A 12,796-nucleotide genomic window follows, 5' to 3' on the forward strand; every position below is an offset into this window, starting at 1 on the left:
TTACTGCACGGCTCCCATCCGCTCCCGCGTCACCTGCCGCAAACATGCGACGAACTGCTGCACGGCCGGCGTCGGCAGCAGATCGCGTCGCGAAATGATGCTCAGATCGTAGTTCGGCAGCGCGTCTTCGATCTGTGCGACGCGAATGCCGAGCGGCGCGACCCTCTGCGCAAGCGGCCGCGTGAAGCAACTGATCACGTCGGTCTGCGACACGAGCCCGAGCGTGACTGCAAACGACGACGGCGCGCGCAGCAAGCGCTTCGGTACCGGCAAGCCGTGCGCGCTGAACATCGCCATCATCACGCTGTGCGGGAAGTGGTCGGCGCCCACCGTGACGATCCACTCGGCGTCGAGCAGCTCGGACAGACGCGTGACGTTCGCGAGCGGATGGCCAGCGCGCATCGTGACGACGAACTGCGTCGAGTACAGCGGCACCTGCACCAGATCGTTATCCAATGCCAGAACGTGATGGATCGCCGCGAGATCGAGCGCGCCGTTGCGCAGACGCGCGAGCGCGTCGGGCACCGTCACTTCCTCCAGATGCAGACTCACGAGCGGCATCCGCTCGCGAAAGCTCGACACCGCATGCGGCAGTACCGTCAGCGCCAGCGATGGCATCGTGCCGACGCTGACCTTGCCGGCCAGTTCGCCCTTGACCTGCTCGACGGCCTCGACCGTGCGGCGCATGTCGCCGAGCAACTGCTCGGCGCGCGGCAACAGCGCGAGCCCGCACGCGGTCAGCTCGATGCCGCGCACGCTGCGCACCATCAGCTCGGCGTTGAGCGCGCTTTCCAGCTCGCGAATCGTATGCGTGACGGCCGGCTGCGTGACGCCAAGCTCACGCGCGGCGGCGCGCAGACTGCGGTGATGCGCGGCGGCGACGAAGGCCTGCAACTGCTGCAGCTTCATAAGGGTAACCCCGTATATAAGGCCTGTTAATCAGGGTGAAAAAAATAGCATCTTATTCGAACAAAACAGCGTGGCTATAGTGCGAGGCTACTCACTGGAGCCATACAAACTATGAACGAGACCCCGCGTTTGACCGAAGTGTCCGATCTGGAACCCGCCGCCGCGAGCCTGCGCGAGATTCGCCATCACATTCACCACCAACCGGAACTCGCGTACGAGGAAGTGCAGACCGCGGCGCTCGTCGCGGAAAAACTCGAACAGTGGGGCTGGCAGGTCACGCGTGGGGTCGGCAAGACCGGCGTGGTCGGCACGCTGAAAGAGGGTGACGGCAAGCGCAGCATCGGCATTCGCGCGGACATGGACGCGTTGCCGATCATCGAACAGACCGGCCTGCCGTACGCGAGCGGCACCCACGGCAAGATGCATGCGTGCGGCCACGACGGTCACACCACGATCCTGCTCGGCGCCGCGCAACGTCTCGCGGCCACGCGCAATTTCTCGGGCACCGTGCATTTGTATTTCCAGCCGGCCGAGGAAAGCGGCATCGACAGCGGTGCGCTGAAGATGATCGACGACGGCCTGTTCGAGCGCTTCCCGTGCGACGCCGTGTTCGGCCTGCACAACCATCCGGGAGCCGAGCCGGGCGTGTTGCTGTTCCGCAAGGGACCGTTCATGTCGGCGGGCGACAAGGCGATCATCACGATCGAAGGCGTCGGCGGCCATGCGGCGCGTCCGCATCTGACCGTCGATCCGGTCGTGGTCGCCGCGAGCATCGTGATGGCGCTGCAAACGATCGTCGCGCGCAACGTCGATCCGTCGCAGCCCGCCGTGGTGACGGTCGGCTCGATGCACGCGGGCACCGCGAACAACGTGATTTCCAGCAGCGCGCGGCTCGAACTCAGCGTGCGCTCGTTCAGCCCCGAGGTACGCGCGTTGCTGAAGAAGCGCATCACTGAGTTGGCCGAGTCGCAGGCCGCGAGCTATGGCGGCAAAGCGCACGTCGAGTACATCGAAGGCTATCCGGTCGTCATCAATACGCATGCCGAAACGGATTTCGCGGTGCAGGTCGCGCGCGAACTGGTGGGCGACGACAAGGTGGTCGAGCAGACCGACATCCTGATGGGTAGCGAGGACTTCGCATTCATGCTGCAGAAGCGGCCGGGCACGTTCCTGCGCATTGGCAATGGCGTCGGCGAGGACGGTTGCATGGTGCACAACCCGCACTACGACTTCAACGACCGCAGTCTGCCGATCGGCGCGGCGTTCTGGGCACGGCTGGTGGAGCGCTATCTCGCCCAGTGAGCGCTTGATGCACACGCCGCGGCGCGCACGAGGCGTGCGCGCCCGGCTGCTCATCACCGCGCGGCCAGAGCCACGAAACGTTCATTAGCCGCGCCGCGCGACCATCTCCGAGACTGTCTGCGCGGCTCGCTGCAGCGGTTCCAGGAACGCCTTCACCATCTGTTTGGCCGAATTGCGCTGTGCGTTGCCGCTGATGTTCATCGCGGCGATCACGCGGCCCTGGCGATTGCGAATCGGCGCGGACAGCGAAATCAAGCCGCCCTCGAGTTCCTGATCGACGATCGCCCACCCCTGGCGACGCACCTGCTCGATCAGCTTCTTCAACTCTTGCTTGTCGGTGACGGTGCGCGGCGTGTGCGCGTAGAGCGGCGTCGAGTTCAGCGTCGCGTCGAGCGTCTCGTCGTCGAGCGAGGCAAGCAGCACGCGGCCCATCGACGTGCAGTACGCGGGCAGGCGGCTGCCGATCGACAGGTTGATCGTCATGATCTTGTGAGTCGGCACGCGCAGCACGTAGACGATCTCGGTGCGATCGAGCACGGCCGCGGAGCAGCTTTCGTGCACCTGCGCCGACAGGCTTTCCATCACCGGTTCGGCGAGATTCCAGAACGGCATCGAGGTCAGATACGCGAAGCCGAGGTCGAGAATCTTCGGCGTCAGACGGAACAGGCGTCCCTCGGCTTCCACATAGCCGAGTGTTTGCAGCGTCAGCAGGATCCGGCGCGCGCCGGCGCGCGTGAGGCCAGTCGCCGCGGCGACGTCGGTGAGCGTCTGTTCGGGCCGCGTCGCGTCGAACGCGCGGATGACCGCGAGGCCGCGCGCGAACGACTGCACGTACGAGTCGCCCGGTTTCTCCGGGGCCGGTTCGGCGTTGGCGGGCGCGACGGAAGACGGCGGCAGGGCTTTGCTCATGGACCTTGATCGTGGGTTCGGAAGAGTGCGCGCGAAGGACGCGCGACGCGCGTTCGTTTCGATGCGGCGCCGCGTTTTGCGTTGCGGCGCAAAGGCGAGACGATAGCTTAAGCCTTCTATTTCGCCAAATAACGCCGATTTGTGCAAAAACCCCAGGGTTTGCGTGGATGCGATTCCTCACTCCAAATTTGTATGATGACCCGATAACCTGACTAGTTCGCGACACCCTGTCCAGCCGATCCGCCATGTTCGACAAGATTCCCGCGCGCGCTTTGAGCGACACAGTCGCGCAGCAACTGCTGAAGCAGATCGACAAGGGCACCTTCGCGCGCGGCGCCAGGCTGCCGACCGAAGCCGTGCTCGCGCAACAGTTCGGCGTAAGCCGCACGGTGATTCGCGAGGCGCTGTCGCGACTGAAGAACGAGGGGGTGGTCGAGCCGCGCCAGGGCAGTGGCGTGTTCGTCGCCGGGCACGGCGCGATCCGCCCGCTGCGAATCGACTACGCGCAAGCCGTGGAGCCGGGCTCGGTCGTGCAGATCCTCGCGCTGCGTCGCGCGATCGAGGCGGAGGTCGCGTCGGAAGCCGCGATGCGCCGCAGCGATGCCGACATGGCCGCGATCGACGCCGCGCTCGCGCGCATCGAGCGCGCGGTCGGCAATGGCGAAGACGGCGTCGCCGAAGACGTCGCGTTTCATCGCGCGATCGCGACGGCTACGGGCAATCCGTATTTCCTGAAGACGCTGACGTTCCTCAATCAGTACCTCGAAGCGGGCACGGTCGTCACGCGCCGCAACGAGGCGCTACGCGAGGACTTCTCGCGGCAGGTGCGCGAGGAGCACGCGGCGATCGCCGCGGCGATTCGCGCCGGCGATCCGACGGCGGCGCGCAATGCCGCGCAGACGCATCTGTACAACGCGGCGCGGCGGCTTGCCGAGGCGGGCATCGTCTGACGCGCTGAAGGCGCGCGGTGATTCCGACGCGCGCGAACTCACGAATGCGGCACCCATCCATAGAGGTCATGCATGTCGAGAAATGTCGGTGTCATTGGTTTGGGGGCCATGGGACTCGGCGTCGCGCGCTCGCTGTTGCGCGCGGGCTTCAGGGTCCACGCGTGCGACTTGCGGCGCGACGCGCTGCAGGCGTTCGTCGATGAAGGGGGCATCGGCTGTGCGACGCCCGCGGAGCTCGGCGCGCAGTGCGAGGTCGTGATCACGCTGGTCGTGAATGCGGCGCAAACCGAGGCCGTGCTGTTCGGTGAGCACGGCGCGCTCGCGGCCATGAAGCCGGGCGGCGTCGTGATCGCGAGTGCCACGGTCGCGCCGGAGTTCGCGAGCGATCTCGGCAAGCGCGTCGAGGCGGCCGGTCTGCAGATGCTCGATGCGCCGGTCTCGGGCGGCGCGGCGCGCGCGGCGTCGGGCGAGATGACGATGATGACGTCCGGTCCCGCGGCCGCTTATGCCGCGTGCGAAGACGTGCTCGCCGCGATCGCCGGCAACGTGTATCGGCTTGGCGCCACGCATGGCGCAGGCTCGAAGGTGAAGATCATCAACCAACTGCTGGCCGGCGTGCATATCGCGGTGGCCGCCGAGGCAATGGCGCTCGGCCTGCGCGAAGGTGTCGACCCGCACGCGCTGTACGACGTGATCACGCACAGCGCGGGCAATTCGTGGATGTTCGAGAACCGCGTCCCGCATATTCTCGCGGGCGACTACACGCCGCTGTCGGCGGTCGATATTTTCGTCAAGGACCTCGGCCTCGTGCTCGATACCGCGCGTCGCACGAAGTTTCCGCTGCCGCTGTCGGCGGCAGCGCATCAGATGTTCATGATGGCGTCGACGGCGGGCCACGGTTGCGAAGACGACTCGGCGGTCGTGAAGATTTTCCCAGCCATCGAATTGCCGACGAAGCAATAGGCGAGGGAGAGGTCATGACGGCTCAAACGAAACCCGCGCTGCTCGGCTGCATCGCCGACGACTTCACCGGCGCCACCGATCTCGCCAACATGCTCGTGCGCGGTGGCATGCGCACGGTGCAGACGATCGGCGTGCCCACCTCCAACGCAGCGCTCGGCGCCGACGCGCTCGTCGTCGCGCTGAAGTCGCGCACGATCCGGGCCGCCGACGCGGTCGCGCAATCGCTGGCCGCGCTCGCCTGGCTGCGCGCGCAAGGTTGCCGGCAATTCTTCTTCAAGTACTGCTCGACCTTCGATTCGACCGATGCGGGCAACCTCGGCCCGGTGACCGATGCGTTGCTGAATGCGCTGTCCGCCGAGTTCGCTGAGCGCGCGTCGTTCACGATCGCGTGTCCCGCGTTTCCCGAGAACGGCCGCACGATTTTTCGCGGTCATCTGTTCGTCGGCGATGCGCTGCTCAACGAGTCGGGCATGGAAAACCATCCGCTGACGCCGATGCGCGACGCGAACCTCGTGCGCGTGCTGCGGCGGCAAACGCAATCGAAGGTCGGGCTCGTGCGTTACGACCAGCTCGCGCAAGGCGATGCGGCCGTGCGTGCCGCATTCGCCGCGTTGCGCGCCGACGACGTGCGCATCGCGATTGCCGATGCGGTGTCCGACGCCGATCTGCACACGCTCGGCGCGGCCTGCGCGGATCTCGCGCTGATCACCGGCGGCTCCGGCGTCGCGCTTGGTTTGCCGGCCAACTTCCGGCGCGCGGGTCTGCTCGGCGAGCAAACCCATGCCGCGCAATTGCCGCGTATAGAAGGTTTGTCGGCGGTGCTCGCGGGCAGTGCGTCGACGGCGACCAACGCGCAGGTCGCCGCCTGGTGCGCGACACGGCCCGCGTTCCGCATCGATCCGCTCGCGGCGGCGCGCGGCGAGGACGTCGTCGGCGAGGCGCTTGCGTTCGCACAACAGCGCTTCGTGCACGCGGAACCGGTGCTGGTCTATGCGACCGCGTCGCCCGACGAAGTGCAGGCCGTGCAGCGCGAACTCGGCGTCAACGAGGCCGGGCATCTGGTCGAGAAGACGTTGGCGGCGATTGCGCGCGGTCTGCGCGAACGGGGAGTGCGCAAGTTCGTCGTCGCGGGCGGCGAGACTTCGGGCGCCGTCGTGCAGGCGCTCGACGTGCGCATGCTGCGCATCGGCGCGCAGATCGATCCGGGCGTGCCGGCCACGGTGACGACCGGCGCCGAGCCGCTCGCACTCGCGCTGAAATCCGGCAATTTCGGCACCACGGACTTCTTCGACAAGGCGCTGCGCCATCTCGACGGAGCCGCGCAATGAGCGACGCACCGGCACTTCACACCTGCGCCGAAGCGCGCGTTCGCGAGGAAATCTGCGCGGTCGGCGCGAGCCTGTATCAGCGCGGCTATACGGTCGGCAGCGCCGGCAACATCAGCGCGCGGCTCGACGACGGCTGGCTGATCACCCCGACCGACGCGTGCCTCGGCCGCCTCGATCCCGCCGACATCGCGAAGGTCGACGCAAACGGCCACGCGGTGTCGGGCGGCAAACCGTCGAAAACGCTGGCGCTGCATCGCGGTATCTATGCGCGCAACGGCGAGGCGCGCGGCATCGTCCATACCCATTCGACGCATCTGGTCGCATTGACGCTCGGGGGCGTATGGAGCGAAGCGGACGTGCTGCCGCCGATCACACCGTACTACGTGATGAAAGTGGGCCACGTACCGCTGATTCGCTACGAACGCCCGGGTGATCCCCGAGTGGCCGCGCAGATCGCTGCGCTGGCCGATCGGGTGCGCGCGGTGTTGCTCGAACGTCTGGGGCCGGTAGTGTGGGAGCGCTCGGTCGCGCACGCGTCGTATGCGCTCGAAGAACTCGAGGAGACCGCGCGCCTGTGGCTGATGACGAATCCGCGGCCCGCGCCGCTCGACGCCGCCGCGATCGAAGAACTTCGTGCCGCGTTCGGCGCGCGCTGGTAGCAGCGCGCATGACCGATGAACGCCGCGCACCGTATCGCACTGTCTTGAAGGAGCTGCCGCCATGCCTCGCTTCGCCGCTAATCTGTCGATGATGTACAACGAGCACGCGTTCCTCGATCGTTTCGCCGCCGCCGCGCGCGACGGCTTCAACGCGGTCGAATTCCTGTTTCCCTACGAGTTCCGCCCGGGCGAGCTGAAGGCGCGGCTCGACGCGCATGGCCTCACGCAGGCGCTGTTCAATGCGCCACCCGGCGACTGGAGCGGCGGCGAGCGCGGCCTTGCGTCGTTGCCGGGCCGTGAGGACGAGTTCCGCCGCGGCATCGACACGGCACTCGAGTACGCGCGCGTGCTCGGCAATCGCAAGCTGCATGTGATGGCGGGGTTGATCGCCGGCGATCAAGCGGGTGAAACGCAGCGCAAAACACAACGCGACGTGTACCTGAACAACCTCGCCTATGCCGCGCGGACCACGCAAGCCGAACAGATCACGGTCGTCATCGAGCCGATCAATACGCGCGACATGCCCGGCTATTTCCTCAATCGACAGGACGACGCGCAAGCGATCTGCGCCGAAGTCGGCGCGCCGAACCTGAAGGTGCAGTTCGATTGCTATCACTGCCAGATCGTCGAGGGCGATCTCGCGATGAAGCTCAAACGCGATATGGCCGGCATCGGTCACATCCAGGTTGCGGGTGTGCCCGAGCGGCACGAGCCCGACATCGGTGAGCTGAACTACCCGTACCTGTTCGATCTGATCGATGCGCTCGGCTACGACGGCTACATCGGCTGCGAATACCGGCCGCGCGCGGGGACCTCGGCGGGGCTTGGCTGGCTGAAGCCTTATCTCGATGCGGGGCGTTGACTCTTTCCGACAACCACTAACGCACACGTAACCATGAAAGTACTGATCACCGGCGGTGCCGGTTTTCTCGGCCAGCGTCTCGCGCGCGAGCTGCTCGCGCGCGGCGCACTGAAAGATGCGCACGGCGCGCCGCAAGCGATTACCGGGCTCGTACTGCTCGACGTCGTGCGCGCACACGATTTCGGCGATGCGCGCGTGCGCACCGAAGTCGGCAATATCGCGGAGCGCAGTGTGCTCGAACGCGTGATCGACGATCAAACCTCGGTGATCTTTCATCTCGCTGCGATCGTCAGCGGCCAGGCCGAGGCGGACTTCGATCTCGGCATGCGCATCAATCTCGATGCGTCGCGGCTGCTGCTCGAAATCTGCCGGCAGCGCGGGCACCAACCGCGCGTCGTGTTCACCAGTTCGGTCGCGGTCTACGGTGGCGATCTGCCTGCAGTCGTGCAGGACGACACCGCGCTCAATCCGCAGTCGTCGTACGGCGCGCAGAAGGCGATCGCGGAGCTGCTGCTCAACGATTATTCGCGGCGCGGTTTCGTCGACGGCCGCGTGCTGCGGCTGCCGACCATCAGCGTGCGACCGGGGCGGCCGAATGCGGCGGCGTCGTCGTTCGCGAGCGGCATCGTCCGCGAGCCGCTCAATGGCGAGGAGGCCGTGTGTCCGGTCGCCGGTTCGACGCGGCTGTGGTTGCTGTCGCCGCGCAAGGCGATCGAGGGTCTTATCGCCGGCCTCGAACTCGATGGCGCCGCGCTTGGCAAGCAACGCGTGCTGAACCTGCCGGGCTTGTCGGTCAGCGTCGACGAGATGATCGCGGCACTGCGCGAGGTCGCGGGCGAGGCGGTCGCGAACCGCATTGTGCGGCAGCCCGACGAGCGCATCGAGAAGATCGTCGGGAGCTGGCCCGGCGCGTGGGATACGTCGCGCGCCGAACGGCTCGGGCTCGCGGCCGAGCGCAGTTTCGCGGACGTGATTCGCGGCTACATCGCCGATGAAGGAATCGAAGTTCGCTGAAGATCGCCCCCTCCGCGTATTCCCTGGTGTCGCTTGGCACAGCTGCGGCCGTGCTTGACATGCTTTCGCGCCCCCGCCTATTATCGAGGCTGTTTTGTTCGATATATGACCTTGTGTTCGTATATAGAACATGAGGCGGGGCGAAGAAGGGGCGGCAGCCGTATCGGTCGTCAATCCCAAGCCCATCGTTCACGATCCTGCGCTAAGCTGGTCCGACGTGACGGCCGCCGCGCCGCCGCCGTTTTGCAGCCTCCCGCCCGCGGCCGTTGGCCCTCGGGCCGGTGCCTCGGCGCATCGAACCGGGCGTCATCGGTGCAAGGCCGGCCGAGGCGCAGCGCACGCAGCATCTCAACTGGAGACATCCCATGACCGAAGCATTCCTGTGCGACGCGATTCGCACCCCCATTGGCCGCTATGCGGGTTCGCTGTCGTCGGTGCGCGCCGACGACCTGGGCGCGGTGCCGCTCAAGGCGCTGATGGAGCGCAACAAGAACGTCGACTGGACCGCGATCGACGACCTCATCTACGGCTGCGCCAACCAGGCCGGTGACGACAACCGCAACGTCGCGCGCATGTCGCTGCTGCTCGCGGGTCTGCCGAAGAACGTGCCGGGCTCGACGGTCAACCGTCTGTGCGGCTCGGGCATGGATGCGGTCGGCATCGCCGCGCGCGCGATCAAGTCGGGCGAGGCCGCGCTGATGATTGCCGGTGGCGTCGAAAGCATGAGCCGCGCGCCGTTCGTGATGCCCAAGGCGACCAGCGCGTTCTCGCGTCAGAACGAGGTCTACGACACGACGATCGGCTGGCGTTTCGTGAATCCGCTGATGAAGAAGCTGTACGGCGTCGACTCGATGCCGGAAACCGGTGAAAACGTCGCGACCGACTACAACATCAGCCGCGCCGACCAGGACGCATTCGCGCTGCGCAGCCAGCAGAAGGCGGCGCGCGCGCAACGCGACGGCACGCTCGCGCAGGAGATCGTCGGCGTGACGATCGCGCAGAAGAAGGGCGATCCGATCACGGTCATGCAGGACGAGCATCCGCGCGAAACGAGCCTCGAAACGCTCGCGAAGCTGAAGGGCGTCGTGCGTCCGGACGGCACGGTTACGGCCGGTAACGCATCGGGCGTGAACGACGGCGCGGCGGCGTTGCTGCTTGCCAATGAAGAGACCGCGAAGCGCTTCGGCCTCACGCCGCGCGCCCGCGTGCTCGGTGTGGCCACCGCCGGCGTCGAGCCGCGCGTGATGGGCATCGGCCCGGCACCCGCCACGCAGAAGCTGCTCGCGCGTCTGGGCATGAAGATCGACCAGTTCGACGTGATCGAACTGAACGAAGCGTTCGCCTCGCAAGGTATCGCGGTGCTGCGCGCCCTCGGCGTCGCCGACGACGATCCCCGCGTGAACCCGAACGGCGGCGCGATTGCGCTCGGCCACCCGCTCGGCATGAGCGGCGCGCGTCTGGTGACGACCGCGACGTATCAGCTGCAACGCACGCAGGGCCGCTTCGCGCTGTGCACGATGTGTATCGGCGTCGGCCAAGGCATCGCGATCGCGATCGAGCGCGTGTGATGCGTGAGCTGGTTTAGCGCCAGCTTCGGTCCCCGCGCCAGGCGGGTCTCCGCGCAAGCTGAATAGTAAAAAGCGGAAGGGCCGGCGTCGAGACACGCCGGCCCTTTGTTTTTATCGCACCTTGTTGCGCCGGGCGCAGGCGTTATGACGCCGCTTCGACGGTCAGATGCATGACCTCATGCACCGGTGCGAGCCGCGCGCGGATCGTCTCGGTCGTAACGCCGCCATGCGTGCGCACGCTGACGATCGCCGCTCGCGCCTCCGGGCCGATCTGCCAGACGTGCAGGTCGGCGATCTCGGCATCGCCGTGCGAATCCAGGATTTCGCGGATTTCGCCGGCCACGTGCTCGTCGGTTCTGTCGAGCAGCACGCCGGCCGTGTCGCGCATCAGCGTCCATGCCCAGCGCGCGATGACGATCGATCCGACGATGCCCATCAGCGGGTCCATCCAGACCCACCGGAGATAGCGGCCGGCCAGCATGGCGACGATCGCCAGCACCGAGGTCAGCGCATCGGCGAGCACGTGCACATAGGCCGAGCGCAGGTTGTTGTCGGACCCATGCGCATGGTCGTGATGATGGTGATGATCGTGATGCCCATGGTGCGCATAGCCGCCCGACAACAGCAGCGCGCTGACGATGTTCACGACCAGCCCGATCGCCGCAATCACCGCGGCCTCCCCAAACGCGACACCGGTGGGATGAACGAGCCGGATCGCCGATTCGATGCCAATGCCAAGCGACACCAGCGCGAGAATCAGCGCCGAAGCGAAGCCGGCAAGCTCGCCCACTTTTCCCGTTCCGAAACTGAACGCGCGGTTTGCCGAGTTGCGTCTCGCGAACGCATACGCGAGCGCGGCAATGCCGAGCGCGCCGGCATGCGTCGCCATGTGGAAGCCATCGGCGAGCAGCGCCATCGAGCCGGTCACGTAACCGGCCGCGATTTCGCCGATCATCATGACAACGGTGAGCGCGACGACGAAGCGGGTCCGGCGCGCGTTGTCGTCGTGCGAGCTGCCGAGAAACGAGTGCTCGTGTTTGCGGATCAGATGGTCAGTCATACAAACTTACTTCGAATAGCGGCGGATTGCGCCGATCAATGCATCAACTCCCTTCTTGCGCTGGCTGGCCGTCAGGTCCGGATGCGCGACATGCTCGCGCGCGTGCGCCTCGACGATCTCGTCGAGCAGGCCGTTCATTGCGCCGCGGGTCGCGGCCACCAGGTGCAGGACTTTTTCGCAATCGGCGTCCGACTCCAGTGAACGCTCGATAGCCTGAACCTGGCCCGCGATGCGACGAACGCGTTTCAATAAGCCGTCTTTGTGTATGCTCAGATGTGCCATACATATACCCCCTATTGGTATATAGGATAGCACGGTACCGAGATGGCGTTTCTGATGGCTGTCGGCGGCCATGCCGATGCATACGTCGGCAAATTGTTCGCGTCATACTGTTGGCCGTGGTTGTCCTGTAGGCGCAGAGTTCATGACGCCGGGCACGAATGCTGCGTAGCACGAAGCGATTGCGCTCGACGCGCATGACCGGCCGTCAAGCCGTATTGATACCTTGCAGGAGGAGAACGCGGATGAAAACAGCGACGATAGCTGCAGCATTGGTCATCGCGGTGGTGGCCGCGGCCCCGCCGGCGCGAGCGCAGGACGACATGGCGAGCACCGCGCAAGCGGTGCTCAGCGCGGCGCAGCCGGTGCATATGACGGCGGAGATCGTCGCCATCGATGCGGGCAACCGTTCGCTGACATTGAAGGGTCCGCATGGCGACGTCGCGATCGTGCTCGTCAGCCAGCAGGTCGCCGGTTTCGATCAGCTTAAGATCGGCGATCGCGTCGACGTGCTGTACAAGAATGCGTTGCTCACCAAGGTCGACAAGGCAAGCAGCGCGGGCAAGGGGATTCGCGAGCGGGTCGACCGGCGGAGCTCTGCGCCGGCGTCGGGTGGGTACGAGTCGGCGCGGCAGACCGAGGTGCTCGCGACCGTGCTGAAGATCGATCGCAAGCAGCGCCTCGTGACGCTGCGCGGCGCGTATCAGACCCAGACCTTCGAAGCCGCGCCCGACGTCGATTTGAGCGACGTGAAGGTCGGCGACACCGTGCATGCGGCGTTCGTGTCCGCCGCCGCGGTGCAGGTGACGCCGGTCGGGCAGTGAGCGGCTGGGGCCGCAGTCGATTCCGGCGGCCGCATCTGTTTCGCAAACTATGTCGAAATATGTCGCGGCTCCCGCCGAATGCCCGCAAAACCTTGCCTGGCGGGCCCGCGTCGCGGTGAAACAGCGCGACATATGTTCCGTGATGATTTCCGCGGAGTGTCCTTCTATA

The 12,796-nt window shown here is 66.2% G+C and carries 13 protein-coding genes; 9 read left to right on the forward strand and 4 right to left on the reverse strand.

Annotated features, from left to right (window positions below; all coding sequences use genetic code 11):
* Complete coding sequence (locus F6X39_RS22095) at nt 1-909, reverse strand: LysR family transcriptional regulator (protein WP_184039306.1); 909 nt, start codon at nt 907-909, stop codon at nt 1-3.
* 111 nt (nt 910-1,020) lie between these two features.
* Between F6X39_RS22095 and F6X39_RS22100 the strand changes: the two genes are divergently transcribed.
* Entirely contained in the window at nt 1,021-2,211 is a 1,191-nt protein-coding gene (locus F6X39_RS22100) for a M20 aminoacylase family protein (RefSeq protein ID WP_187618107.1), read from the forward strand.
* Nucleotides 2,212-2,295: 84 nt separating this feature from the next.
* Here F6X39_RS22100 and F6X39_RS22105 read toward each other — a convergent pair whose 3' ends face one another.
* A complete protein-coding gene (locus F6X39_RS22105; RefSeq protein ID WP_018424811.1) occupies nt 2,296-3,120 on the reverse strand; it encodes an IclR family transcriptional regulator in 825 nt (274 codons plus the stop codon).
* Between the two features lie 245 nt (nt 3,121-3,365).
* On the opposite strand from F6X39_RS22105, the gene F6X39_RS22110 reads away from it, so the two are divergent.
* The 7 genes from F6X39_RS22110 (at nt 3,366) to pcaF (ending at nt 10,464) form a co-directional block, all read left to right on the forward strand.
* Nucleotides 3,366-4,070, forward strand: coding sequence for a FadR/GntR family transcriptional regulator (locus tag F6X39_RS22110; protein ID WP_187618108.1), 705 nt, complete (start codon nt 3,366-3,368; stop codon nt 4,068-4,070).
* 72 nt (nt 4,071-4,142) lie between these two features.
* Nucleotides 4,143-5,033 carry an L-threonate dehydrogenase gene (gene ltnD / locus F6X39_RS22115; RefSeq protein WP_187618109.1) on the forward strand — a complete coding sequence of 297 codons (891 nt, stop codon included), beginning with the start codon at nt 4,143-4,145 and terminating at the stop codon, nt 5,031-5,033.
* 14 nt (nt 5,034-5,047) lie between these two features.
* Nucleotides 5,048-6,361, forward strand: a complete 1,314-nt coding sequence (gene otnK, locus F6X39_RS22120) for a 3-oxo-tetronate kinase (RefSeq protein WP_187618110.1) — start codon at nt 5,048-5,050, stop codon at nt 6,359-6,361.
* Nucleotides 6,358-7,020: an aldolase gene (locus F6X39_RS22125; RefSeq protein WP_184073342.1), complete on the forward strand. Its 663-nt coding sequence runs from the start codon at nt 6,358-6,360 to the stop codon at nt 7,018-7,020. Before otnK ends, F6X39_RS22125 begins: the two co-directional genes overlap by 4 nt.
* Before the next feature lie 61 nt (nt 7,021-7,081).
* Nucleotides 7,082-7,882, forward strand: coding sequence for a 2-oxo-tetronate isomerase (gene otnI, locus F6X39_RS22130; protein ID WP_187618111.1), 801 nt, complete (start codon nt 7,082-7,084; stop codon nt 7,880-7,882).
* A gap of 33 nt (nt 7,883-7,915) precedes the next feature.
* A complete protein-coding gene (gene denD, locus F6X39_RS22135) occupies nt 7,916-8,896 on the forward strand; it encodes a D-erythronate dehydrogenase (protein ID WP_187618112.1) in 981 nt (326 codons plus the stop codon).
* Between the two features lie 365 nt (nt 8,897-9,261).
* Nucleotides 9,262-10,464 (forward strand): 3-oxoadipyl-CoA thiolase, encoded by a 1,203-nt coding sequence (pcaF, locus tag F6X39_RS22140; RefSeq protein WP_187618113.1) that lies wholly within the window; start codon nt 9,262-9,264, stop codon nt 10,462-10,464.
* Nucleotides 10,465-10,606: 142 nt separating this feature from the next.
* On the opposite strand, the gene dmeF is transcribed toward pcaF, so the two are convergent.
* Both dmeF and F6X39_RS22150 read right to left on the reverse strand, forming a co-directional pair.
* A complete protein-coding gene (gene dmeF, locus F6X39_RS22145) occupies nt 10,607-11,524 on the reverse strand; it encodes a CDF family Co(II)/Ni(II) efflux transporter DmeF (protein WP_187618114.1) in 918 nt (305 codons plus the stop codon).
* A 6-nt stretch (nt 11,525-11,530) separates the two neighbouring features.
* The gene (locus F6X39_RS22150; protein WP_090809546.1) at nt 11,531-11,806 is read right to left on the reverse strand and encodes a metal/formaldehyde-sensitive transcriptional repressor; all 276 of its coding nucleotides are present in this window, start codon (nt 11,804-11,806) and stop codon (nt 11,531-11,533) included.
* A gap of 242 nt (nt 11,807-12,048) precedes the next feature.
* Between F6X39_RS22150 and F6X39_RS22155 the strand changes: the two genes are divergently transcribed.
* Nucleotides 12,049-12,627: a hypothetical protein gene (locus F6X39_RS22155; RefSeq protein ID WP_187618115.1), complete on the forward strand. Its 579-nt coding sequence runs from the start codon at nt 12,049-12,051 to the stop codon at nt 12,625-12,627.
* Nucleotides 12,628-12,796: the final 169 nt, after the last annotated feature.

The sequence above is a fragment of the Paraburkholderia sp. UCT2 genome, assembly GCF_014397665.1.
GTDB lineage: Bacteria > Pseudomonadota > Gammaproteobacteria > Burkholderiales > Burkholderiaceae > Paraburkholderia > Paraburkholderia tuberum.